Here is a 26,625-nt window from a genome sequence, read left to right as displayed (position 1 = left end):
CTATTTATGAATTTTATAGCTGATTGGATATTTATAATACCAATACGACATAAATAATCTTCCGATGGCAAATGACAATATCGCTAAGACAATTGCTGCACTTTTAGGATAAAAATTATTATCCGCCCAGAGGTTGGCAAACTCCAATCCAACTTGAAGCGCAAAAAGACTAAGAAAGCACATTTGAAGAAAAGGCAGCAAGACCGGAAACTTTTTATAAATCCATTTTAATGAATTGACTTTCATGGACAAAAACAGAACAAACCCTAAAAATACGAGAACCGGCAGGCTTAATGCCAACCTTGGTGCTTGATATTTAAAGACATCTGAAAGATCTGAGAACGACATGATTGGTCCAAATATTACAAGGAACACGGTTACAGGGAAAAGAAAAATATAAAACAATCCGGCAAACAACAGCCTTATTAATCTTTTCATAACGCCCCTCCTGCCTTCAGAAAGTCTTCTTTCCGCAATAGTGACAAATCTTCTAAAGAAGGATTACTAAGTTGACTGGTCCTAAGTGCATGCTTACGTATTGCCGCTTCACAAATATTTCGTGCTAAACGTCCGTTTCCTGAGCCCGGATCATCTGAATACCTCTCCAATATATTTCGAAGAGCTAATAAACCATCAAGACTCAGTTCATAGCCCTTTGGTTTCAAGTAATTTCTGCTAATCGCCAGCAGTTCATCAACTGAGTAGTCCGGGAACGTAATGATAGTAGGAAATCGAGAACGGAGTCCTGCATTTGTTTCCAGCAAACGATCCATATCTTCGTCATATCCGGCCAGGATCACAATAATATTTTCCCGGTGATCATCCATAAACTTAACAATGGTATCAATTGCCTCCTGTCCAAAGTCCTGACTGCCTCCTGCAAGTGCATATGCTTCATCGACAAAAAGAATTCCTCCTAAAGCACTTTCAAGTACTTCACGGGTTTTCAAAGCTGTTTGACCTACATAACCTGCAACCAAACCCGAACGATCCGTTTCCACTATATGATCTAGCTTAATAACACCCAGTTCCTTTAACCTTTTTGCCAGGATTCGAGCAATGGTCGTTTTTCCTGTACCTGGATTTCCTTTAAAAATCATATGAAGACTTTGAGAGCCGATATCAGGCAATCCCATCTGTTTCCTCTTATTTGCGACTTCAATCTGGGCGGACAAGGACTTTACAAAATTCTTTACATTCTCAAGTCCAATGATCGCTTGCAATTCTTCCATTGCTTCCTTTTCAGGCTGTCTCGCCGTTAATTTAAAGTCTTCTATCGTTAACAGATTTAATTCGGTCGGAGGGATATCAACCTTTTCCACAATTCGAATCGCCTGATTTCGAATCGCTTGTTCCAGTACATTTCGGACGAGCCGTCCATTACCGCTGTCATTTTTTCCAGGAATTTGCTTTTCCCGGTAAAAATCAATCAACGGTTCTTTTACATCACTAGAGAGAATAAATCCTTTGCTTTTAGACTGAATGTCGGTCATTTGAGCAAGCTGTTCGGGCGTGTAATCTGGAAACTCAACTTTCAAAGGAAAACGAGACGATAATCCCGGATTTACTTTCATAAACCGTTCCATTTCTTCTGTATAACCAGCTAAAACGACCACCAAATCATTCCGGTAATTCTCCACTAAGCGAACAAGGGTATCAATTGCTTCTTTACCATAACCGCCACCTTGTACTCCTTCTTCCATAAGACTATAAGCTTCGTCAATAAACAAAACCCCGCCGAGTGCCCTCTGTACCAATTCAGTTGTTTTTACGGCTGTTTGTCCCATATACTCTGAAATTACGTCCTGCCGGCCTACTTCTACCAGGTGCCCTTTTTTTAAAAGCCCCATTGACTTCAGCATTTCAGCAAGTAGTCTAGCCATCGTGGTCTTGCCCGTTCCTGGATTTCCTGAAAAAACAATATTTAAAGTTTGAGACTGCTCCGTGATTATTCCTGCCTTTTTTCTCTTTTGATTGGCTAAAATTTGTTTTTTTAGTGTTCGTATAAAATCTTTAACGTTTTCCAATCCGATTATTTTTTCAAAAGAGGCTTCCATATCAAAAGGTTTTTTCGCATTGATTCCAAAGTCTGCAGCCGTCAGTAATCTTAAATCTTTTACGTGTGTTTCCTTATTTAAGCGGACAGCCTGTTTCCGAATGGCCTCCTCTAATAGATTCCGAACAAGACGTCCATTTCCATTGTCATTTCTTCCGGAGATTTGTTTGGATTCAAATAAGGCTAAAAGCTCAGATTGTATGCCTGGATCGATGATAAAGTCCCGTGATTTAGCCATCTGGTCCAAGATTTGGTGCATTTCCTCTGGTGTATAATCAGGAAACTCTATGAGATAGGGAAAACGTGACTTTAAACCGGGATTTGAATTTAAAAATGTCTCCATCTCTTTTGTATACCCTGCAATCACAACAACAAGATCATTCCGGTTATCCTCCATCCCCTTGACAATCGTATCAATAGCTTCTTGACCGAAGGGATCTTGTTTTTCCCTCGATAGTGTATAGGCTTCATCTATAAATAGGACACCACCAAGGGCACGTTGCATCACCTGATTCGTCTTGGGAGCAGTCGATCCTAAATATTCCCCGACTAAATCCTGCCTTGATACTTCAACAAGCTGTCCTTGTGAAAGCAAACCCATCGCTTTTAGAATTCTGGAAACTAATCGGGCAACCGTGGTCTTTCCTGTTCCCGGATTCCCGGAAAAAACCATATGCATAGCCATATCTTCTACCTGTTTATATCCTGCTGCCTTTCTTGCTTTTTGAATTCTAACCGTTTCAAGCAACTCAGAAACGGAACGTTTGACAGCCGCCAACCCTGTTAAATTATTAAGTTCAGCAAGAATATCTTCTAAATCTTCTTCTCGAACAAGTGGAATCGATTTTAGCGGATATGACTGGATTCCTTGTGAAGCAACCAATACTTGATCCTGAAATTTGATTAGAATTTGGTCTCCTGCTTTAAAAACCCCTCTTGCTCTTAAATCAACTAAAGCCGGATAAAAGTCTTTATTTCCAAAATGGAGAACCTCTTCTCCATACCGTTTAGTCGCCAAAATTCTTTCAGCCAGCTCTGAAAACACCGATGGTTCGAAAGAGAGATGGAGCTGCGCTTGGTTTTCTAATCTTAATGCGGCAGCTAATAATTTTTGTTTCAAAATGACTTCTAAATCTTCTTTCAGCAATGGGGAAGAAAGGGCAATGGATTGGATTCCTTTCAAAATGCCCGGCGGGATCTTAGTGGCAATCGACTGTGGAAGGCGCCCCCGTTCTTCCTCGTTCCAATCAGCGTCGGAATAGATAAGTAGAAAATAATCGGAAGCATCAACCATTACGCCATTTGAAGTCCGAAAATACCCATTCTCAAATAACTTTGAAACGTAGTCTAAGATCTGGGAATTTGCATTTTCAAAGCCAGTAAAACAAACCGTACCAATCCCATACTCAAAAGCTGCTGTACAATCAAGAATAAAGTTCGTCTGAATTTCAGATTCTGTATACTTCCCCAGATCAATTGTTGCAAAGCGATTATAAGGGACTAATTTCTTCTTATAAAGCTGATCAATCAATAGCCGAATAGCGGTAAATTTTCCTGTACCAGAAGGACCTGCTATCAAAATGGTATTTTGCACAATCCCTTTTTCCCTTTTAAAAAAGGCCTTTTTGTAAGCTACAATCAATTCTTCAATAAACGGATCCTGGCGAAGGATTTCCTCGTTCATTACTTTTTTAATTTCTAAAAAAATAGAATCAAGCTCATCATTCGATTTAGTAAGACCAAATTGTTTTATACCAACCCTGGCATCGTTCATGACTTCTTTTATTGCTGCGGAGGAATGCGGAACATGCTGAGGGCTTTGAAGTATTGGCCCATTCTGCATTGTTGCCCCTACCATATTAGCTGATTGAGATTGCTGGATCACTTTCGCTTTTTTTCCTGTAAAACCTTTTGCTTGAACATAATCAAACAATTGGATTTCTGGAATCAGGATACGAAGCCATTTTTGCAAATTCATAAAGAAACCTCATTTCATGTTAACCAACTGTAAATCCTGCTCTAGGACAGAATTGTAAAATGAAAAGTTATCAATAGTTTCTTTCAAAAGTGATTTCTTCATTACAAATTTAGACTCATCTTTTGGACTTACAAAAAGATGAAGGGCGAATCGGCGAAAATGAACACCTTGTGATCGATAAGTTAAATCATTATAAACCTAATTTCATATTAAAATTATTCCATCTATAAGAGAAGGACATAGAAAATCTCCAAAAAAAGATTATTGAAGCCAGAAAAAAAGATGAAAAAGAATATCGTTTGTGGGGAAGAGACATTAGTCTTGCCAGCAGAGTGGTCGATCGGATATTGATGCTTATTTCGAAGTTATTAAAGGGGAAAAGTTCAAAAAAAAGGCCCCTTCCTTTACCGGAAATCCAGTTGTAAAAAAAGATAGCCTTTCAAAAATTCGATAAAAAATGGTAAAACCATTCATCGCAAAACAAACTGAAAAAGAGCAATAATAGAAAACTACACTATACCACCAATACCAGCTTGGACATTTAGATGCGCCTCTTGTTAAGGGTAGGATTTACATCCTGTTTATAAAACAACTTCGCCTGAACAATATACCTTTTTGGTGCATTGCCAATAAAATTAAAGGGGTAACAAGTAGTAAGAGTTAAAGTAGATGTTTCTTTTTTTATAATAACGGTCTGGTCATCTGGTTCAGTAATCCAAATTTTTTTTATCTTATAGGTGTAAAGATAATCACCATACTCAAGCTTTAATAGGTCACCAATCATTAATTCTCCCAGCCTGATAAATACAGTATCACGATGACCGCTAAGGACAGTATGCCCCACTCCATCAGGCGCTGTTGTCTCTTGGCTTACATACATTCCAACCCCTTTTTTAAGGGTATTCTTGTCTGCCCCCCAATAAACTGAATATTTTTGACTAATTTTAGGAATGATCAACAGAGCCACCTTTTCCCCCAGAGTAAACGGCAGTTCCGCAGATGGGACTTGCCTCTGAATAGTAGGTTCAGGTAAAACATGATTGGGCTGCTTTTCTTCTTTGTATTTTTTTATTTCTGACTTTGTTAAATGCTTTGCAGCAGAATGGCCAATCTGCCACTCAATAAAATGGTACGATCCGAAGATCACTCCAAATAGAATAAGAAATGATCCAATCCATCGATTCAATTCCATCACCACTCATTAGAAAACGACAGGATAAATCTCCTGTCGTTGTTTTTATTCATTTTATTCCTTTACGTTTTTACGACGTAAAACAAGTACTAGACCAAGTGCGGCTATCCCGGTACCCAATAGGATCATAGAAACATTGTTGGTTGCTGTTTTTGGCATTGTACCACCAGTAGGCTGCTTGCTTTTTATAAAAGCGTCATATTCCCCTTTTGTTACTTCACATGGCAGGCCATCATTGTCACCGTCTAAACGTTCAGGATCATTGGTAGCACTATAACCGTGGCTGTACCAATAATCCATAACTGCCTGATGGCTAGAGAAATCTGGACAATTATGATCTACTACGGCTGCCTGTGTTCCGGCTGAATACCCCACAACTAAAAATGAAAATGCTAGAACTGCTGTAAACCATCTTTTCATTATGTTACCCCCTTCTAAATTTAGTACAATCTTACTATTCCATTTTCAACTGTTAGTATTCAGATTTTTTTCTTAAAAATGAAATAAGGTTTGTTAGATTTTTTTTAGGCTAGTATAACGAAGGAGGTTATTTTCCAAGTAAAGATAGAAAATTGTGTTTATAATTAAACAGAAAAATAGTAATCGAATCATCTTCTTCTCGTGATATAATTTTATTTTGGAGTATGTAAAATTTTGTAGATAGTCACGGAAGGATGATTAACATGGGGGTTCTGCTTTCTATAAAAAAAAACAGCAACACTTTCTACCTATTTAAACTTTAATATTTTTTAAAAAACATATTTCTTCTTTCTAATCCCTTTCATTATAAAAGAAAACTCATAGATTCTGTTGGCATACAAAGTAAATTCAGGATGCGTTTTTGCTCCCCAGCTGTCGTCCCCGCCAACACCCATTTGCTTATAATTCACACGCAAAATGACCTTGTCACTTTTCGGAAGCTTGTATCCATGATCATAGGCCTCAAGCTCTTGCGGCAAATATGGCAGCGCATTACATTCAAAACTGGGGACGCCTAAAAAACTTAGACCTATTTCCTGATCATTGGTAATCTTTACCCAGCGTACGTCCGTCTTATTTCCACATTCCTGCGGTTTTAGATAAGGGACATACTGTTCTTCCACTTTACCGTGATAGTGACCGAGTTTTGCTCCTTTTTTCCTGTCCCAATAACTTTCATGCGGTCCACGTCCGTACCATTCGAGAGATTGAAAGGACGCGTCCAAAGTGAATAGGAGTCCTATTTCGGGAATTTCCGGAAGACCCATACCCGGGATCAGTTGTTGGAATATCTTGATTTCACCGTTTCCAAAAATTGTATAATGTAATTTTAAAATGGAAACTGGGGTTGTCGGCAATTGATAGTGCACTGTAACTTCTACGCTATTTTTCGACTGAGCAAAAGTAAATAATTGCAAAACTCGCTGTAGCCCCGCTTCACGCCATGTTTTACTTCTTTCCGGCAATCCGTTTCCACGGTCATTATCCGTCATGGCACGCCAAAAATTAGCAAAAGGAGAAGTGGTTAATAATTCCTCATCATCAAAAACATAGGATTCCAGATCACCATTTTGCTTATTAAATACAACTTTGAAACGGTCCGCGGAAACCGTTAGCCTTTCCTGCTCAACATGAAAATTTAGCTTCGGCAATACTTTCTGCACGAATACTGGAGCTCTCGTTTTTACTGGTAGAATAAATTGCTTAAAGGCGATTTCATGTCCTTTTTCTGCCCATAAAGTTGACTCTTTTAACGTTAAGCTTACGGTTAAGACCCATTCGTCAGCAGAATCGATTTCTGATGGTAAAACATAGTTCAGTTTGACTTGTTTAGCAGCACCCGGGTCTAGCTCCACTTCGATCACGCCTGTATCTACTCTTTTACCATTTTTAGCTACTTCCCACATAAACAAGTAATCTTTAAGATTGGTAAACAAATGTTTATTTTGTACTTCCATTACACCTTTAAGAAGATTGACTTCAACAAAGTCAACATTTTGATAACATTTTTTTACTTCAAAAATCTTAGGAGACAATGAACCATCTCCAAAAATCAATCCATTTCCGCAAAAATTCCCATCATTCGGGTAGTCGCCAAAATCTCCTCCATAGGCAAGATACTCCATTCCATCATTCGTCTTTGCCTTTAGTGATTGATCCTTCCAATCCCAGATAAAACCGCCTTGCAGAATTGGATATTTGTCAAAAAGATTGGTATATTGATAGAGGTTTCCACAGGAGTTTCCCATTGCATGGCTATACTCACAAAGGATATAGGGCTTAGCCTTCCCCGTATTCTGGGCTATTCTTGCATACTCTTCTACCTTCTCAGGTGTAATATACATGGTGCTCTCGATATCAGAAGCTGCTTCTGATTTTCGGTAATGGTATACCCCTTCATATTGAACAATTCTTGAAGGATCTTTCTCTTTTAAATAATCATGCATATAAATGAAGTTATCCCCGCCAAATGACTCATTTCCAAGTGACCAAATGACCACTGATGGATGATTTTTATCTCGCTGCAACATGGAATTGCAACGGTCAAGTACATTGGCTCTCCATTCCTGTCTGCTGCCTGGAATGGTTTCTCCTTCTTCCTGCTGAAAGTATTTCCAAGTACCATGGGTTTCAAGGTTCGTTTCATCGATGACATAAAGACCATATTGATCACATAGGTCATACCAGAGCGGATGATTCGGGTAATGGGATGTCCGCACGGCATTGATATTATACTTTTTCATCAGTTGGATATCTTGAACCATATCCTCATATCCAATCGCACGTCCCTTTTCAGCAGTAAATTCATGGCGATTGACTCCTTTAAACACGATCCGCTTCCCATTGATCTCCATCAGACCGTCCTTTATTTCAAATTTCCGAAACCCGATTTTGCAGCTTATGGTTTCCACCAAATTTCCTGTCTTATCGATTAAACTTAAAACAAACTTATATAAATATGGCTGCTCTGCACTCCACTTTTGCGGGTTATGTACAAAGCTTGAGAAAGTAATTTTTGTTTTTGCAACATTTACAAGAAAAGTAACGGACTCTTCAACCATCTTCTTATTGGCCTCATCAAAAAGCATGGCAGTTAATTGGACTTTTTCAAAATGTTTGTCAAAATAATTCAGGATACCTATCTCCATCTTTAGTTCTGCATGTTGATAATTTACATCAAGTTCTGGTACAACAAAAAAATCATGGATATGAATGGCTTGATCCTCAAGCCAGCTTCCATCACACCATTTATACACTTCAACCGCAAGCCTATTCTCCCCATCGACAAGATAGGGAGTGAGATCAAATTCAGCGGGTGAAAAGGAATCTTCACTATATCCGACAAGCTCCCCGTTTACCCATACGTAGAAAGCCGATTCTACCCCTTGAAAACTAATATAGACCGGCTTTCCCTTCCAATCATTTGGTACTGAAAAGGTACGGATGTACTGACCGACTGGGTTAAACTTTGTGGGAGCAACTGGAGGTTTGATCTCTTCTTTTCCTTCCCAAGGATATCGTATGTTCGTATAATGAGGATGATCATAGCCCTGAAGCTGCAAATGTCCAGGGACCTTTATCTCATCCCAGGTGCTGGTATCAAACTCTACATCATAAAAATTCTTTATTCGCTTTGCTGGGTTTTCTGCATATGCAAACTTCCATAACCCATTTAAAGATTGATAAAAATCTGAAGCGCTTCGATTGCCGCGCAATGCCTCTTCAAGTGTTTTGTAGGGCATCAAGGTGGCATGTGCATCCAGTCGATTCAGCTGGAAAATTTCCGGATTGTTATTCCACTCTGGATAACCATTTTTTGGAGGATAATATTTAAATTTAGGTAACACGTAAATTCCCCATTTTTATTCGTTTGTATTGACTACCTTTTATAAGCAATTACCTATAGGTTAATTTTCAACTATGGGTTCGATCCCTTTAATCGTTTTGAGTACCGTTATATTTATTCTATGGCGACCTAGAGGTACAAATGCTTGATTTACTACGCTTAACCGCACTTCTGTTCCTTCAATTCAGTATAATCTTATCTTCACAATCTATAGCCAATATAAAACTACCTTCCAATTATCTACACTCACTTAAAAACATGACCATTTTAAAAACCCCCTAAGTTGGATTTTCTAGTCCAACTTAGGGGGTTCACTTCAAGAACGGCTTTTTTCTTTAACATTGTGAAGTAATATACAGAATTGTTAATGTAAATGAAACATTATTTATTAGCGTTAATTTTCTGTAGTAATTGCTGATTAGAACTTTGTAATTCTTTATCAATTTTTTCTAAAGCAGCATTAATAGCGGTATTGTCTTTCTTTTGAATGGCTGCTTTTAATTCTTGGCGGATTGCACGTGTTCCTTGCTCTTTTCCTTTATGATTCATTTTATTTTTATATTCTAGTTTTCCAAATAGCGCTTTTAATTTCTTATGTGCTTGGTGTTTTGTTAATTTTCCATCTTTAACTTGTTGTTTTATAGCATCAATTTCTTGTTTGTGAGCTTTGTAAAATGCTTGGCGTTGTGCTTTCTCTTGTTCTTTTTTCTTTTGGAATCCTGGTGTTTGTCTTAATTCCATCATTAAGGTTACACGAGTTGCAATATCTTTTGTTAATTGATTCTTTAACTGAGGTGTGGCGTATTGATTGATAATGTTTGTGAGTTCTTTCTGCTTTTCTCCTTTTCCCCATTCATGTTTTCTTTCTTTTTGATCTTCTTTTTGAATAGATACGGATGTTTTTGCAGAATTGGTTGTGTGATTGGCAATTGCAGTCCCAACAGTTGGGGCTAATAAAGCTGCTGCTATTGCAGGTGCGATTAAACTTGATTTAACTTTCATATTGAGAGCCTCCTAATTAATTTAGTTTTACAACTCTCAATTTAGCCACATTTTTTGAACAAGCCATGAACAAAAAATGAAAATTTAACCAAAGATTGATTAAAATATTTAAACCATAAATTGGAATCTATTTGTTATGGTTGATGACAATTTATTTATTAAACACTATACTTTGACATATAGTTGCCAATCCCTCCTAATTTTCTTCCTAAATCCTCTAATAAAGAATTTCAAATTAAGGATGAACTAAGATCCACTAAAAACACGTTAGCTCCTTACTCTAACGTGTTTTTTCTCTGTCTAGATCCGATTATAGTCGGCCTTCCAATTCTTAATGGCTTTCTTAATGTCATCCGGCTTTAACCCTTTGACAGCAGCTTCTTTACACAGATCTGTAAACTCACTATCTCCGGCAAATCGTAACGCGACAATTTGACCCATACTGAGTGCGGGATCGAGCAACTCACCGGTTAACACATAATAACGAAGGCTTTCCTCAGCTCGAATGGCCCGGTCTTGTGCCTTAAGTGCATACATTCTCACAAGTGCTGCAATGATAACGATCATAATCATCATCAATACAAGAATGACAGCTTGAAGAATATTGGTTCCCATATTAAAAGCGAGAACCATATTGGTAATGGCAGCTGCCAACGTTACGAGAACTAAAAGTGACAATACATAATGATACACAGGGTGCATACGAATATGATTCTTATAATCTTGAGATTTCATTAATTTCTCCTCCTATTCTCTATCTATCTTATTTACTCCCATTTGAATGTATAACTCGCGACGACGAACGCACCAATGAGCCATCCTCCCAAAATCAACGCTTCAGATCCTAAGCTCATAAACGATGCACCGACATTCATCGTTTCACGTAATGCATGGCTAAGGTGGGCAATCGGCAAAATTTGTACGATCGGCTGCAGGAATTCGGGCATATTTTTGATCGGGAAAAACACGCCTCCCAAAAACAGCATCGGAAAGGATAAAAATCCTGCAATTGGCGCCGCACTTTCCGGCGTTTTCGCAATGCCTGCAATGATAAATCCAATCGCCATAAATGCCAGAGTCCCTAAAATGACAAAGCTAATTAGCGTAAACCATGAGCCTCTTACTTCAACCCCAAAGATTAAGCGTGCCACACCGAGTACAAGGAGAGCTTGCAATCCATTTAGCATGAGCCTTGCTGAAATTTGCGCTGCAATGAACGTAGAGGCTTTTAATGTTGTTCCTTGCATTCTTCTTAGAATCCCGCGTTCTCGCCATGATGCTATTTGTCCGGCAACACCGTTCATATTGTTGCTCATAATCATCATGGCAACGATACCCGGTACTAAAAAGTCAATATATTTTAAATTTAACGTTTCGATTCCCTTTGCAGTCGTCAAAACTACGGGAGTGTAATCAACCTTCTCTTTACTAATGTCATCCACCGCATTATTCACAAGCTGAAGACCGACTTGGGAAACAGCTACATTTGTTTCATTATAATAAACAGGGATCGAGAACGGTTTTGAGCCTGCAGTTGGGTGTGTGAGACTGTCGCCATATCCTTTAGGTATGACCACGACAAGCTGGATATCCCCTTTTTTCAACTGTTCAAACGCTTTATCTTTACTATTTTCTTTTTTTAGATCAATCGCTTCGCTCTTTTTTACAATTGATTGAAACTCTTTCGATTGTATGGATTGGTCTTGATCCACTACACTGATGGATACTGACATTCCATTTCCATTACCTAAAAAGGAGCCTAGCATCACCATTAGAAAGATCGGAAATGCCAACGTCCAAAATAAAACCTGGCGATTGCGAAGAAAAATGCGCAGCTGCGCTAAAGTTAATTGCCAATAGGCTTTCATCCTTCTCTTAGGCTCCTTCCGGTCATATGGATGAACACATCTTCAAGAGTCGCTGTTCGGGATTGCAAATCCATCAATTGAAGCTGTTTTTCGGAAGCAAAGGTTATTAAACTCGTTAATGTGGTTTGCAGATCATCTGTATAAAGAACATATCCATCTTTATGACTGCCAACCTGCTTCACGCCTGGTATGTCAAGTAAATTCACTTCTTCTGCTTCAGACTGGAAACGGAACTGTACGGCACTATCAGACTGAAGATTTTTAACAAGCTCCGAGGGTGTGTCTAAAGCGATAAGCTGTCCTTGATCCATAATAGCAATTCGATCACATAATACATGCGCTTCATCCATATAGTGAGTGGTCATCATAATCGACTTCCCTTTTTCCTTTAAACGAAGGATAATATCCCATAGCGTTCTTCTTGCTTGCGGATCAAGTCCTGTTGTCGGTTCGTCCAAGAATATAACGAATGGATCGTGTACAAGTGCTAAGGCTATGGCAAGCCTCTGTTTTTGTCCGCCGGATAAGCTCTTTATTCGATCTTTCCTTTTATCCGTCAGCAGCATTTCATCAATCAAGGAAGGAATGGAAACATGCTTGGGATAAAAGCTTGCATAAAGGTGAAGGATTTCCTCTACGGTAAGCAGTTCAAATAATGAAGTAGATTGTAATTGAACACCAATTACCTCCTTAACCTTTTTTAAATCATTGATAATATCATACTGGGCAATCTTTGCGGTTCCTTGATCCGGCTTCCTGAGTCCTACTAACATTTCTAATGTTGTCGTTTTACCAGCACCATTAGGACCAAGTAGACCAAACACCTCACCCTTTTTCACCTCAAATTCTATTCCCTTAACCGCCTTAAATTCCCCATAGTTTTTCACTAGATTTTGCACTTCAATGATAACCTCATCAGAACTCATCTCTCACTCTCCAAATTCTTCATTGTCTTTTGTGAAAAAGTTTATATGTAAGAAAAACTTTATGGGCAATGCTCTAACCATTATAAAACGGCGAATGGAAAATCTTTGTCGAATTCATTGAATATTTACAAATAATTCAAAAAATGCCTTTCATTAGCATGAGAAAATGGATTAACTTTTATTGCGTTTTATGCTTCATCCATGCATGGGCGAAGCCGTCCTTTTGGGTTGAACAATGTCTCTAATTGGCATTTGCATTTACCTAAAAAAGAAGAAAAAGGTAATGGTACAGGGACAAAGGCTGCTAAAGAAACGAGGTCTTCACTAGGAAGTACAAAAACAATAAAAGGCAGCAGACAAAAGCCGGTAATACCAACTTTTGTCCACTGCCTTAATTCGTAAGTAAAATTTACTATAATAGGATTTATCCACATGAACTAATTTGAAATCAGATAAAAAACTAGCTTGCGCTTTCTTTCTTGTAAATGTATGTCCAAACATCGGAAGCGTTAGGGTTGATTAAAAGAATTTCAGTTCTTGTTTAAAGCACCTTACTTAAGAAAGCTTTCGTTCTTTCATGATGAGGGTTGCTGAATAATTCATTTGGTTTGTTTTCTTCTACAATATAGCCCCCATCCATAAAAATAACCCGGTCGCCAACTTCACGTGCAAAGCCCATTTCATGGGTAACCACGATCATGGTCATTCCTTCTTTCGCAAGCTGTTTCATAACCTCTAGAACTTCCCCGACCATTTCAGGATCAAGGGCAGAAGTCGGTTCATCAAAAAGCATGATTTTTGGATTCATCGCCAGTGCCCTTGCGATGGCAACCCGCTGCTTTTGTCCTCCCGATAGTTCTCCCGGGTAACTATTGGCTTTTTCTTGCAGACCAACTTTATCTAGTAAATCATAAGCTATTTTTTCAGCTTCTGCTTTGGAAATCCCACGAACCTTTATAGGTCCAAGGGTGATATTTTCTAGGACAGTTTTATGCGGAAATAGATTAAATTGTTGAAAAACCATTCCAACATCTTGTCTTACTTTATTTATATTAATTTTTGGATCTGTGATATTGTGCCCGTTTATCACTACTTCACCGCCGGTAATCTCTTCGAGGCGATTTAGGCAGCGCAGGAAGGTACTCTTTCCCGACCCGGATGGACCAATAACACAAATCACTTCTTTTTCTTGTATCTCAGCATTGATATCTTTTAAAACTTCCACATTTCCAAACGATTTTCTTAGTTTTTTTACAGAGATGATGCTCATCGAAGCTGAAACCTCCTTTCAACAAAATTAGCAAGAAGGGTTAACAGATAAATGATAATAAAATAAATGATACCAACAGCGAGCCAAATCTTAAATGCTTCGAACGTTGCTGAAGCTTGAATTTGCCCCTGCTGTGTTAAATCCGCAATCCCAATAACGGATAAAAGAGAAGTATCTTTTAAACTAATAATCGATTGGTTTGTAATTGTCGGAAGCATTCTTCGAAAAGCCTGTGGCAGGACCACGTAGCGCATCGTTTGTGAACTGGTAAAACCAATTGATCTAGCCGCCTCTGCCTGTCCTTTATCAATTGATTGAATTCCCGCTCTGATTATCTCCGCAAAATAGGCCCCTGCATTAATAGCAACGGTAATAATACCGGCTGTCGTACTGTTCAAGGAAAGCAAATGCAAAGAATTTATTCCAAAATAAATAAAAAACAGTTGTACAATAAATGGTGTTCCGCGAATCGCGTTTACATACACCTTTGCAATCCAGTTCAAAATCTTGCTGGGCGCAAGCCGCAGCAAAGACATTACTAAACCGATTAAAAAGCCAAGAATAATAGCAATAATAAATATATAGATCGTAACTTGAAGTCCTTCTAACAATATTGGTAAAGCTGCAACAATTACATCCACATTTTTCATCCCCTTTCAAACAGAAAGCGCGCTTATAGCGCGCACCCGTATCTTACAGAAATCTTTATTTAGCTAGATAAGTTTTTATAATTTTATCATATGTCCCATCTTTTTTCAGTTCAGCAAGACCGTTATTGATTTTTTTCAATACATCTTGATTTTGCCCTTTTAATACAGCAATTCCATACTGGTCGCCATTCAATCGTTTCCCCACAATTTTTAACCCCAGGTCTTTTTGGGCAATCGCATAGGAGATAACCGGGTAATCTTCAATCAGTGCATCAGCATTTCCATTTGAAACCTCCTGGAACATCGCCGGACTATCGTTAAATTGCACAACTTTTATGCCAAGTTTTGATGCATTATCCAGGGCATATTTTGCACCTGTTGTTCCTTTTTTTACTGCAACAGTTTTGCCAGTTAGGTCATCAACTGATTTAATGGTTGCATTATCTTTTTTAACCACTACAGTTAACCCAGCGTTAAAATAAGGTGTAGAAAAATCAACAACTTTTTTTCTTTCATCTGTAATACTCATTCCAGCAATGGCAACATCAAGCTGATTTGCTTGCATTGCAGGAATAATTCCACCAAAGTCCATTGGAGAAAGTTCAATTTTAATTCCCTGGTTTTTCGCAATAGCATTAATTAAATCAATATCGATCCCCTTATACTGATTGCCTTCTTTAAATTCAAACGGAGGATATGTAGTGTCTACACCCACTTTATATACTTTTTCACTATTCTCTTTCTTTCCTGCTGAATCTTTATTTCCGCAAGCAGCGATCACAAGGGTGAGAATTAGAAGTAAACTAAATAAACCAAACTTTTTCATACAAACCTCCTAATAGTTAAAATTGTGTTAATTCATTAAATTCTTTATTAATATAGCATATATAGTAATTATGAAAAAGTATAATCTTTTGGAATTTCACACCTTTTTAAGCGAAGAACCATGTATTTTAAGTATTTATTATTAAAGAAGAATTTATGCGGACAAGCAGTAAACTTTATTAAAATTTTGAGGTTACATTATTACCATATTATTCTGAGTTTCTTTCTAAAGTCTGCTAAATTGCCCCTGTTTTCATAACCAAGCATACCATTCTTTCGAAATTATGATAAGATTTAAATTATTGGAGGTGGCAATTTGAGTTACATAAATATGGGGGGTTCCTTACAACAGAATGTTGCTGCTAAAACTAACCTTGTATTTACCAATAAGCAATTTAAACATTACAAAGGGCTTTCAATGGTACTACTAGGGGCCGTTCTTTGGGGAGTGTCAGGTACGGCTGCCCAGGTTTTATTTCAACGCTACGGCATTCATTCCGGATGGTTAGTGACGGTTCGAATGAGCATTGCAGGATTGTTGATTTTAGCTGGTATTTCAATGAAATCAGGCCTGATATCAATCTTTACCATCTGGAAAGTAAAAAGAGATGCACTAAAGCTGGTTTTATTTGGAATCATCGGTTTACTAGGTGTTCAGTTTTCCTATTTCGAATCTATTAAATATGGAAACGCAGCAACAGGTACGATCTTACAATATATGGGTCCTGTTTTTATAACCATTTACGCTGCATTACGACGCAAACATTTGCCGCATATCTCACAGGTTATTTCAGTGTTTTTTGCGCTTTTTGGCGCTTTTCTGCTCGTAACAGACGGTAACTGGCAGCGAATTTCTATTTCTCCGTTGGCTGTTTTTTGGGGGATCCTTTCAGCGATAACGTTGGCTTTTTATACGATCTATCCAGGTGGTTTGCTGCAAAAATATAGTGCGGCAATGATTTCAGGATGGGGGATGCTCATTGGCGGTATTGGAATGGGATTTTTCCACCCGATTTGGCGTTTTTCTGGAAACAACTCTTTAAGCACATGGATCCTTGTCAGCTTTATTGTTATATTTGGCACACTGATCGCGTTTTCTGTTTATATAGCCAGCCTTAAATATATTTCTGCTTCGGAAGCTAGTGTGTTATCATGTGGAGAACCTTTATCTGCCACCATCATTGCAGTTCTATTTTTACATGTACAAATGGGATGGGCTTCTTTTGCAGGAGGCCTGTGTATCCTTATTACGGTGACCATTATGGCTCGCAATGGATCAATTGAAAACTAAATTATTCAACGTTTACTATAAATCAAACATATGAAAAAGCTTGGCGGTGATTGCCAATCTTTTTCTATTTCATTAGAATGATTCCCCATAGCAAAAAGGACAACCTCTTTAGGTGCCCTTTTTGTGCCTGGCAACGTCCTACTCTCACAGGGACATGCGTCCCAACTACCATCGGCCCTCCAGAAGCTTAACTTCCGTGTTCGGTATGGGAACGGGTGTGACCTTCTCGCTATTGCCACCAAGCCTACTGCACTGAATAATCTTCCTTGCTGGCTTGCGACGAGCTGAACATCAGCTTCATCGAGTAAGCTTTGGCGCAGGAGCAGACATTCAATGTGCCATGATTATGAAATTAGTTAAATGAACTTTTAATATTGAGGTTCATTCCCTCAAAACAAGATAATATAGAAGAAGTTTTTCTGAACGAGTTCGCTTTACTCATTTTGTCTAGCTCCAGCGACTAGTGTACTTAACGAATCAGCCTGTTTATAATAGCATCGTTCTTGTTATCCAACAACGGAAAATTTTTCAGTTTAAGGTGGCTAATCCGTTATCGTTTTTTTATTTAGTTTTTCCATTAATTATTGTTCTTTGTCGCAAAAAAGAGCAGCTTCATCGCTTAATCAATGCGGATAATTCACCCTCAAAAACTTTTTCTTTTTTATCATTGAAAGCAGATAACAATACTGTAAGGATGCCCGTTTCATTTTTTGTTGCTTTCTTGTCAATAACCTTAACAATTACCTGCAGTTCATCTCCAGGATATACGGGCCTGATAAATTTAAGATTATTCATCCGCGTTCCAGCAATGACATCTTCGCCATAGATTCCTTCTTCAACCCAAAGCTTAAATGTAAGAGCTAGAGTATGTATACCTGAAGCAATAATTCCATGAAACCTTCCCTGGTTTGCTTTTTCCTCATCTAAATGCATATATTGAGGGTCAAATTCTCCTGCAAATCTCATAATATCCTCTTTTGTTAATTTAAAAGACTTTGTTTTGAAAACTTGTCCAATTGACAGCTCATCTAACTTCATAAATACACCTCTATTCACAATTGTTGTCCTTTTTATATTACCATTAACATACTCAATAAGTGAAAAATAAGTAACCAATCTGACTTTTTTAAACTCCTATTCTTTATATTGGTTGTCTTCGTTCTAAAGCTCTACCACTATTTAAAAATAGGTATTACTAAACACTAATGCATAATAATGCTATGGGAGTGAAAATTTAGATTAAAATCCTTTTTTGGGAGGTAATGGTATTGTCAACAAACCATCAAATAGAACTAACATCAGCAGAAATAGCAAGCCTTTGGTCGAATTATATGAGTGACACCGCAGCAATCTGCACAATTGGAACCTTCTTATCCCATGTGGATGATACAGAAATTTGTTCCGTCCTCGAATTTGCCATGCAGCTATCTCAAGGTCACGTTCAGAAATTACAATCTATGTTCACCGAGGTACAGCATCCCATTCCAGACGGATTTTCAGTAAATACAGATGTTAATAAAGAAGCGCCTCGATTATATACAGATGATTTTTACCTTTTCTTTATTCAAAATGTAGGGAAAATGGGTATGGAATTCTACACCATGAGCCTGTCAAATTGTGCCCGTTTGGATATATGTGAATACTTTACTGAATGTTTAAATGAATCAGCAAGGCTCCTCAATAAGGCTACTGAAATTATGTTAACAAAGGGAAATTTCATCCGAGCACCATTTATTCCTGTATCGAAAAACGTGGAATATGTCCAAAAGCAAGATTATTTGGCAGGATGGTTTGGTCATCACCGCCCTTTAAACGCGATTGAAATGTCCCAAATTTATTTTAATCTGATACAAAACCAGTTAGGCCGAACGTTGCTTATGGGATTTAGTCAGGTGGCGAAATCCAAACAAGTCCGTGATTATATGGTAAGGGGAAGAGATATTTCTGACAAGCACGTTGAAATTTTCAGTTCATTATTAAGTAAAGAATTTCTTCCTTCGGCTAGTGCGTGGGACACAATGCCGACTGAGTCTACTGTTTCGCCATTTTCAGATAAACTGATGATGTTCCATACCTCCACATTAAATACCATAGGAGTTGCCCATTATGGCAGAGCTCTAGGTTTAAGCCCAAGACGTGATTTAGGAGCCAATTATGTTAGACTAACAGCGGAAATTTCACAATATGCGGAAGACGGGGCAAATATTATGATCAAAAACGAATGGCTAGAGCAACCGCCTCAAGCAACCGACAGAGATCAATTAGCAAACGGATAAGGATTTAGAAAATAAATTTAAGAAGCTTTCTACATAGCATTAGAGGTGTGACCCCCATTATGTTAAAGCGTTAACGCATCGGGGGTCAGGCACCAGAATTAGAATGTATGTTTAAATAGAATCTTTAATCATTAGATTGGAATGACTGGTCTAAACTCATATAGCGATATTCCATCAGATTTTTTAAAACAGATATTTGCTGTAATAATCGCTCTCCCTCATTCGTTTCCCGAACCTTTTTTCTCTCGAGTTCTTTATCAACCACTCTCTTTACTGACAATACATCTGACCCTTTTTGTAGGACATCTTTTTTTGAATGAAACTTTTCATGGGCGACAAGTTGCATACCATAGGAATTATATAATAACGTATATCCAGCAATACCAGTTGTTGATTGATAAGCCTTGGAAAATCCCCCATCAATGACAATCATTTTTCCATTTGCTTTGATTGGATTCTCTCCTTTAATTTCTCTAACAGGTGTATGGCCATTGATGATATGACCTTCGTCCGGATTAAGATTGAATTCTGCTAAGATTTTACGGCAGATTTCCTCTTTTTCACGTAAATGGTAGTATGGGTTTTTAATCTCCTCATGGGTTTCTTTGTCCTTAATGAAATACCTTTCAAATGTCGTCATCGCTCTTTTTCCAAATAATGATGAATGTGCTCCTGTCCATAAATACCAAACCATATCTGTTGCAAGATCATCTGTCTGTTCAGGATGTGCAAAAGCATGTCGTAAATAACGTTCAAAAATATCAAATAAATCATGACCAGCATAGGTCTGATTTTCAATCACCATTTTTTCCATATTTCCGTTTTCATCAATTGGGATACAGCCATGTATTAATAGGTTCCCATTATATTTCAAATAAAGACTGCCTTTCTTCACAAGAAAATTCATATGTCTGGCCAACTTTTCCGAATGCTGGACAGAAAACAATAGCCTGTCCATCACTTGCTGTTCTTCCTCTAATAATTCACCAGGTTGTTCTGGATTAATGGTAGCAAAGCAAGTATTTTCCAGTGGGTACGTTTTCCCATTAATTGTTATTTCGTTTTTGCCATAATCAATTTTCTCAAGCAAAAGCCGTTCTGACATATTAAAATATGGGCGTCTCTTTATGATTGGCATTTCAAGCTTAAACTGAATCATCGCAATCGCTTGATGCATTTTTGTGATTTGTAAAAGTTCATGATCAGATTTTTTTTTATCCGAATGGCTCTTGGGTCTAAATCCTGGATTGTCCCCATAGTACTTTTCCGCCAGATTCAGAAGTGGGATAAGGTTTATTCCATACACATCTTCAATAATACTTAAATTGTCGTATCTGGCACAGATACGAATGATATTAGCCAGACAAACCTTTGATCCAGCAAAGGCACCGATCCAGAGAACATCGTGATTTCCCCATTGAATATCTACAGAATGATAATTGATTAGAGTTTCCATAATTTTATCTGGTTTAGGTCCGCGATCATATATATCACCCACGACATGGAGATGGTCAACCACCAGCCTCTGAGTCGTATAAGCCAGACCTGTAATGAGCTTATCAGCCTGACCAAGAGAAATAATTTGCTGGACAATTTTTGTATAATATTGTTTCTTATTTGCAGATTCATCCGTTTTGTATAGCAGCTCTTCGATAATATATACAAACTGTTCAGGCAATGCTTTACGTAATTTGGAGCGTGTATATTTAGATGAGGAATAAGAAATAAGCTTAATCATCCGGTCAATGGTTTCTGTGTACCACTGGTGTAGTTCTTGTTTATTGCCACACTTATCTCTAATTAACATTAATTTTTCTTCAGGATAATACACTAATGTCGCAAATTCATTAATTTCTGTATCAGATAGTTCAGCTTCAAAAAGGTCTCGTATTTTCTCTTTTACTCTGCCCGAACCATTTCTTAACACATGTTGAAAAGCGTTATACTCTCCGTGTAAATCACTAACAAAATGCTCTGTCCCCTTTGGCAGATTGAGGATGGCCTCAAGATTAATAATCTCAGTTACCACTTTTTCTTCACTATCATATTTATGAGCCAGTAAATCTAAGTATTGTATGTTCAACTTTATGGGATCTCCTTTATAATTTTCTTTATTTGTTTTTTCTCGAAGATTACGCTTAATTCTAACATATTGAACACCCTCCCTAAAATTCTTTAGAATTTTTGAGGAATGCGATTCCTAAAAGGGGCCACTAAGAGACTTAGCAGCATCAGACCATTGACCGTTCAACCAGGCAATAGTTTTTCAACTTTCTATCGTAGACAAATCTTTTTCCACTAAGTCCGGAAGAGCCACTGGTGAATTTTTTTGTAACTAAATGATTTCCAAGGTAAATACAAAGTCTAACAGATTCATTCCATTCATAAAATAAAACACGATGTCCTTTTAACTCTTAAAGTTCTACTATCAAATTTGAAGTAATTTTTAAATAATCTAGTAAAAAATGACGTTATAGGGAGTGTTTTATTTTGTTTGACTTTACTGATCAAGTTCCTTTTGATGGGGTAGAATTTGCCGAAAATCCTGAACCTCGCTGCCCATGTGTATTATTACTTGATACCTCAAATTCCATGACAGGGCAACGTATAAATGAATTAAATAAGGGATTACAAACCTTTAAAGATGAACTTATGGCAGATTCTATGAGTATAAAACGTGTAGAATTATCGGTTGTAAGTTTTGGTCCTGTTAACGCTGAAACAGACTTCCAAACTGCTGATCTATTTATCCCCCCTACTCTTCAGGCAGATGGCATGACGCCAATGGGCGAAGCAATCGAAAAAGGGATTGAACTGATCCAACAGAGGAAAGAAAAATATAGAGAAAACGGTATTTCCTATTATCGGCCTTGGATGTTTTTAATTACAGATGGGGCACCCACTGATCATTGGCAAAAGGCGGCGAATTTAATTAAAGATGCTGAAACAAATAAATCGCTTATGTTTTTCGCTGTCGGAGTTGAAGGAGCCAATATGAATATATTAAAGCAAATTTCAGTTAGGGATCCGCTTAAATTAGATGGGTTACGATTCAGAGATCTATTTTCTTGGCTATCCAATTCATTAAGCTCGGTTTCAAGATCTACTCCAGGTGATTCAGTTCCCCTAGAAAACCCAGTAACACCAGGTGGATGGGGAATGATTGAATGACAACAAAAAACGATTGGAAATATACTTATGTATCAGTGATTGGAGCTTCTCATCAGAAAAGTAACTCACCATGCCAAGATTCAAGTATATGTCAGGTCATACACGAGTCAAACGGTGAAAAAGTACTAGTTGCCGTTGTATCCGATGGTGCTGGAAGTGCGAAGTTTTCTGATCAGGGATCATCTTTAGCATGTTCATTATTTGTAAAAGAAGTGACAGACTATCTTGCTGGAGAGAAACGAGTAAAAGACTTAGAGGTGTCATTTTTTAAAAATTGGATTGACCAATACCAAGACGTAATAAGCTCCCATGCAAAAGATTTTAAGGCAACTATTCGTGAATTTGCATGCACATTAGTAGCAGCTGTTGTCGGAAACGATCATGCTGCTTTTTTTCAGGTTGGTGACGGAGCTATTGTCATTCTTGATCCAGAGCCAGAAAATGGTGAAGATCATTACAAATGGAGCTTCTGGCCTGCTAAAGGCGAGTATGAGAATACCACCTTTTTTATTACAGATCCTAAGGTTAAAAAAAATATCCAATTTGATGTTTTACCGAAGAGTGTCGAAGAAGTTTCATTATTTACGGACGGTATTCAGCATTTAACACTCCACTATCAATCAAAAACGGTGCATCATCCTTTTTTTAAACCAATGTTTCATGTTTTAAGAAAAGTAGAGAAGGGTAATTTCGTGAATTTGAATTCCTCCTTAGAAAAATTTCTTAACTCTGAAAGGGTAAATGAAAGAACGGATGATGACAAAACATTATTATTAGCCTCACGAAAAGAGGTGTGAGACGAATGGTAATGACTAAAACTACAGTTTCAAAATATACAGATAGCAATGGTAACATGATTAAAATTGGAAAAGTGATTGGTAAAGGTGGAGAAGGAACGGTTTATGAAGTACTAGGGAAACCTGGGGCTGTCGTAAAAATCTACCACAAGATTGATGAAGAACGGTCAAAAAAGATAACATGTATGACGAATCTGAAAAATGAAAGGCTTTTAAAATATACGGCTTGGCCAACTGAGACAGTAAAAGATGAAAACGGTAAAGTGATCGGTTTTTTAATGCCTGCTGCGAATGGAAAAGAGGTTCACATTCTTTATAGTCCGAAAAATCGGCTCAATGAGTTTGATCATGTGAGTCTCCCCTTTCTGATCCATACCGCGGCAAATATTGCACGAGCATTTGCTGTGGTTCACGATCATGGTCAAGTCATTGGCGATGTGAACCACGGTAATATTGTCGTGGCAAAAGACGGAACAATCAAACTGATTGACTGCGATAGTTTTCAGATTGGCAGGGATGGACATTTATTTTTGTGTAAAGTTGGGGTTGGAACACACCAACCTCCTGAATTACAAGCTAAATCTTTATCCCATACAATCCGTACAACCAATCACGATTATTTTGGCTTAGCCATTATTATCTTTCAGCTTTTGTTTATGGGAAGGCACCCTTTTTCCGGTCAATATACAGTTACAGGAAATATCGAAATGCCTATTGAAAAAGCAATCGAACAGTATCGTTTTGCTTACGGAAAAAATGCCAACCAAAGACAAATAAAACAACCTCCAGGTACACTTCCTCTTGATTTTTATTCAAAGGAATTGGCAGATCTCTTTGAGAAGGCATTTTCCCAATCAAGTACGAATAATCGGCCAAATGCAGTTGAATGGATTGCCGCCCTTGAAAAAGTAAATAAAGAATTCATTCGTTGTCCAATCAATCAAGCTCATACATATGACAGAGCTCATGATCAATGTCCCTGGTGTGACTATGAAGCGAAAACAGGGCTAGTTCTGTTTTCATTCATTGTAAAAACAAACGGGGACAATGACAATGCATTTCAAATGGATTTAATGTGGAAAAGAATAAGTAATATCCCCCCCTTTTTCAATCAAGAATTGCCTGATCCATATAAGAATTTCTACACGCCAGTAGAAGAAATTCTTAAGGCAGGAAGAAAATTTAAACGAATAAAAAGGATAAGAATTTTGGAAGCAATCATGATCGGTATCACTTCAATATTGTTAACTTTTTATGGTGGAATGGGTTTTTATCCACTAGGTGGTATTATTGTTTCTTTTCTTGTCGGTACAAGAAAAATAAAAACGGTTCATTTGAATGAAATTCAGAAAAGATATGAAACGATCAATCAAAAATGGGAATCGGTTTTAATGCGTTGGAAAAAAGAAGCCTCAACAGATCAATTTTATACGAAGCTAAATGAACTAAAGGAATACAAATCAAAATATGAAGAAATTCCATATGTTCGTGCAAAAAAACTAAAGCAACTTGAAAGTGATCAGAGAAGTCATCAACTTAATGAATATCTTGATAAATTTACGATTCAATCCAGCAACATCGATCATATAGGACCCAGTAGGAAAGCCGTTCTTCAATCATATGGAATTGAAACAGCTAAAGATATCTCCAAACAATCATTAGTAAGGGCTCCTGGGTTTGGGCCATTTATAAATGATCTAATCGAATGGCGAAAAAGTATTGAAAAACATTTTTCATTTGATCCAAAGAAAGGTATTCCAAAATCTGATTTGTACGCACTGGAAAAGGAAATGCATGCTTTAAAATGTGACCTGGAGAAGAAATTAACGGAAGGTGAAGCAGAATTAAATCATATTAAAACCAACATTCTAACTTGCAAGGAAAATCTTAAAAAAGAGGCTGATGAATGCCTGCAAATATTAGGGCAATTAAAGGCCTATGTTCAATCTTAACAAAATGTCTTATCGTTCTTATAAAGGGATTGCCCATCCATTTTCGAAAAGTTCAATAAGCTGTACCAAATTTTTTGGTGCAGAAGCTACTGCTGCCTTTCTTGTTCGGGACTTGTATTTTCAGATTCTCCATTATTACGAGCAGACCATGAAACTGACTAGGAGGAATCCCCCTAGTCATTTATTCATTGTGGTTATTCTTTTGTAACTTGTTGCTTTTAAGAAGTTAGCATGGGGACGGTTCTTGCGTCTCTCGGAATGACACAAAAGAAGAACCGTCCCCTTTTCAACCTCAAGAAATATATGCATTTGTCCAATATTTTCGTGAATGTATAAACAATTATGAGCCCTTGGGTATTCAGAAGCTAATTTCATCCGTGAAAAAGGATACCATTCCTGAAATCAAAAGTTCCCTAAATTTTTTACAAACAGAACTGCAAGCCACCCTAATATCGATTCATTACAAATACAGCAATAGTGTGATAGAAGGGAAGTTTTCAGCTATTAAAAAGCCGAGTATTATATCCTTTAAAAACTGATCCGTATTTACCCAAATAGACCCAATCCCGATGTTTTTACGCTGTTTTTACATTAATTATAGTGTAAACTTCTTCGCAGGTCTGTGTCTTGCCAATATCAATTTTAAGCTGATACTGTAAAATAGCGTTCACATAAAACTCTTTGAATATAATAAAAACTTACTTATAAGTAATGAAACTATGGATTAATACAAAAATCCGCATCAGGTATTTTTCTTGTAACTGGTGCAACCATCAGTGTATCCCTATTAGTTAGAATTAGAGAAGTTTGTGGAATTAGCTGGTTAAGCACTACCTCAAAATTTATTTTTCTGTTTTATGATAGTAGTCTAATGATTTTCTTAGGGAAATTTAATGCAAATAAGTTTAAAAAGTATGGTATGTTATTAAAGTCAGATAATTCAAAAAAGGAGATGCTAAAATTGAAAAAGAAATTAACTTTATTAATTACTGCGTCTATATTGAGTATCGCAATGTTAAGTGCGTGCGGAAGCAATTCAAGCCAGGCGAATCAATCATCAACAGCAAAAGTTGCTACAAAGAAAGACGAAACTTCAAATATTACATCATCTAAATCGAAAACAGATGCCAATAATACAACACCTGCTAAGACTGCTAATACCTCTGCAGCCCCTGTTGCCGGTGTAGTTGAGATTAACGAGAACGCAAAGAATTTTGAATATGATAAAAAGGTCATTACTGTGAAAAAGGGAGATAAAGTAAAGATCACGCTACATAATGATAATGGTAGTCATGGTTTGGATATTCCTGCTTACAATGTAAATATCCAAGGGAATGGCAGTGCAGAATTTACTGCCAATAAAGCTGGAACATATGAATTTCACTGTTCTGTTATGTGCGGATCAGGTCATTCAAATATGACTGGGAAACTAATTGTTCAATAAAGGATAAGGAGGCTGACTTAAGAGGTCAATAATTAACGACCTTTTTGGGCCAGCCTTTTCTTTACTTAGTAAAATGAAAAAAATCGATTTGGAATTAGAAA

The 26,625-nt window shown here is 37.4% G+C and carries 20 protein-coding genes and 1 rRNA gene; 6 read left to right on the top strand and 15 right to left on the bottom strand.

Annotated features, from left to right (window positions below):
• The 12 genes from JN080_RS19230 to JN080_RS19175 all read right to left on the bottom strand — a co-directional run bounded on the left by JN080_RS19230 (position 1) and on the right by JN080_RS19175 (position 15,594).
• Positions 1 to 438 carry a hypothetical protein gene (locus tag JN080_RS19230; RefSeq protein WP_256237592.1) on the bottom strand — a complete coding sequence of 146 codons (438 nt, stop codon included), beginning with the start codon at positions 436 to 438 and terminating at the stop codon, positions 1 to 3.
• Complete coding sequence (locus tag JN080_RS19225) at positions 435 to 4,034, bottom strand: AAA family ATPase (protein WP_256237591.1); 3,600 nt, start codon at positions 4,032 to 4,034, stop codon at positions 435 to 437. The genes JN080_RS19230 and JN080_RS19225 overlap by 4 nt, the downstream gene beginning before the upstream one ends.
• Before the next feature lie 541 nt (positions 4,035 to 4,575).
• On the bottom strand, positions 4,576 to 5,226 hold the full coding sequence (locus JN080_RS19220) for a class D sortase (RefSeq protein ID WP_256237590.1): 651 nt from the start codon (positions 5,224 to 5,226) through the stop codon (positions 4,576 to 4,578).
• A 54-nt stretch (positions 5,227 to 5,280) separates the two neighbouring features.
• Complete coding sequence (locus JN080_RS19215) at positions 5,281 to 5,646, bottom strand: excalibur calcium-binding domain-containing protein (RefSeq protein ID WP_256237589.1); 366 nt, start codon at positions 5,644 to 5,646, stop codon at positions 5,281 to 5,283.
• A 329-nt stretch (positions 5,647 to 5,975) separates the two neighbouring features.
• Positions 5,976 to 9,053, bottom strand: coding sequence for a beta-galactosidase, LacZ type (lacZ, locus tag JN080_RS19210; RefSeq protein ID WP_256237588.1), 3,078 nt, complete (start codon positions 9,051 to 9,053; stop codon positions 5,976 to 5,978).
• A 380-nt stretch (positions 9,054 to 9,433) separates the two neighbouring features.
• Complete coding sequence (locus tag JN080_RS19205; RefSeq protein WP_256237587.1) at positions 9,434 to 10,054, bottom strand: hypothetical protein; 621 nt, start codon at positions 10,052 to 10,054, stop codon at positions 9,434 to 9,436.
• A gap of 300 nt (positions 10,055 to 10,354) precedes the next feature.
• Positions 10,355 to 10,789: a DUF6526 family protein gene (locus tag JN080_RS19200; protein WP_256237586.1), complete on the bottom strand. Its 435-nt coding sequence runs from the start codon at positions 10,787 to 10,789 to the stop codon at positions 10,355 to 10,357.
• Between the two features lie 32 nt (positions 10,790 to 10,821).
• Positions 10,822 to 11,922, bottom strand: coding sequence for an ABC transporter permease (locus JN080_RS19195; RefSeq protein ID WP_256237585.1), 1,101 nt, complete (start codon positions 11,920 to 11,922; stop codon positions 10,822 to 10,824).
• Positions 11,919 to 12,848: an ABC transporter ATP-binding protein gene (locus JN080_RS19190; protein WP_256237584.1), complete on the bottom strand. Its 930-nt coding sequence runs from the start codon at positions 12,846 to 12,848 to the stop codon at positions 11,919 to 11,921. The genes JN080_RS19195 and JN080_RS19190 overlap by 4 nt, the downstream gene beginning before the upstream one ends.
• Before the next feature lie 541 nt (positions 12,849 to 13,389).
• Positions 13,390 to 14,118, bottom strand: a complete 729-nt coding sequence (locus tag JN080_RS19185; RefSeq protein ID WP_305474373.1) for an amino acid ABC transporter ATP-binding protein — start codon at positions 14,116 to 14,118, stop codon at positions 13,390 to 13,392.
• Entirely contained in the window at positions 14,115 to 14,759 is a 645-nt protein-coding gene (locus JN080_RS19180; protein ID WP_256237583.1) for an amino acid ABC transporter permease, read from the bottom strand. The genes JN080_RS19185 and JN080_RS19180 overlap by 4 nt, the downstream gene beginning before the upstream one ends.
• 64 nt (positions 14,760 to 14,823) lie before the next feature.
• Positions 14,824 to 15,594, bottom strand: coding sequence for a transporter substrate-binding domain-containing protein (locus JN080_RS19175; protein WP_256237582.1), 771 nt, complete (start codon positions 15,592 to 15,594; stop codon positions 14,824 to 14,826).
• A 315-nt stretch (positions 15,595 to 15,909) separates the two neighbouring features.
• On the opposite strand from JN080_RS19175, the gene JN080_RS19170 reads away from it, so the two are divergent.
• Positions 15,910 to 16,884, top strand: coding sequence for a DMT family transporter (locus tag JN080_RS19170; RefSeq protein ID WP_309144699.1), 975 nt, complete (start codon positions 15,910 to 15,912; stop codon positions 16,882 to 16,884).
• Between the two features lie 125 nt (positions 16,885 to 17,009).
• Here JN080_RS19170 and rrf read toward each other — a convergent pair.
• Together rrf and JN080_RS19160 are read right to left on the bottom strand one after the other, a co-directional pair.
• Positions 17,010 to 17,127: ribosomal RNA gene (gene rrf, locus JN080_RS19165) — 5S ribosomal RNA — on the bottom strand.
• Between the two features lie 369 nt (positions 17,128 to 17,496).
• The gene (locus tag JN080_RS19160; protein WP_256237581.1) at positions 17,497 to 17,922 is read right to left on the bottom strand and encodes a MaoC family dehydratase; all 426 of its coding nucleotides are present in this window, start codon (positions 17,920 to 17,922) and stop codon (positions 17,497 to 17,499) included.
• A 230-nt stretch (positions 17,923 to 18,152) separates the two neighbouring features.
• Here JN080_RS19160 and JN080_RS19155 point away from each other — a divergent pair, with 230 nt between their 5' ends.
• Entirely contained in the window at positions 18,153 to 19,160 is a 1,008-nt protein-coding gene (locus tag JN080_RS19155; RefSeq protein ID WP_256237580.1) for a DUF3231 family protein, read from the top strand.
• Positions 19,161 to 19,284: 124 nt separating this feature from the next.
• Here the strand turns inward: JN080_RS19155 and JN080_RS19150 are convergent, their stop codons facing one another.
• Positions 19,285 to 21,243 (bottom strand): fructose-1,6-bisphosphatase, encoded by a 1,959-nt coding sequence (locus JN080_RS19150; protein WP_256237579.1) that lies wholly within the window; start codon positions 21,241 to 21,243, stop codon positions 19,285 to 19,287.
• A 407-nt stretch (positions 21,244 to 21,650) separates the two neighbouring features.
• Here JN080_RS19150 and JN080_RS19145 point away from each other — a divergent pair, with 407 nt between their 5' ends.
• From JN080_RS19145 to JN080_RS19130, 4 genes are all read left to right on the top strand, one after another.
• Complete coding sequence (locus tag JN080_RS19145) at positions 21,651 to 22,331, top strand: vWA domain-containing protein (protein WP_256237578.1); 681 nt, start codon at positions 21,651 to 21,653, stop codon at positions 22,329 to 22,331.
• The gene (locus JN080_RS19140; protein WP_256237577.1) at positions 22,328 to 23,128 is read left to right on the top strand and encodes a PP2C family serine/threonine-protein phosphatase; all 801 of its coding nucleotides are present in this window, start codon (positions 22,328 to 22,330) and stop codon (positions 23,126 to 23,128) included. The genes JN080_RS19145 and JN080_RS19140 overlap by 4 nt, the downstream gene beginning before the upstream one ends.
• A gap of 5 nt (positions 23,129 to 23,133) precedes the next feature.
• Positions 23,134 to 25,080, top strand: a complete 1,947-nt coding sequence (locus JN080_RS19135; protein WP_256237576.1) for a helix-hairpin-helix domain-containing protein — start codon at positions 23,134 to 23,136, stop codon at positions 25,078 to 25,080.
• A 961-nt stretch (positions 25,081 to 26,041) separates the two neighbouring features.
• Complete coding sequence (locus JN080_RS19130) at positions 26,042 to 26,524, top strand: cupredoxin domain-containing protein (RefSeq protein ID WP_256237575.1); 483 nt, start codon at positions 26,042 to 26,044, stop codon at positions 26,522 to 26,524.
• Positions 26,525 to 26,625 lie beyond the last annotated feature (101 nt).

This window comes from Bacillus sp. EB600 (assembly GCF_024494385.1).
Lineage (GTDB): Bacteria > Bacillota > Bacilli > Bacillales > Cytobacillaceae > JAEVLT01.
Note: the sequence above shows the minus strand (reverse complement) of the source record. Positions and strands in the feature narration are given on the sequence as shown.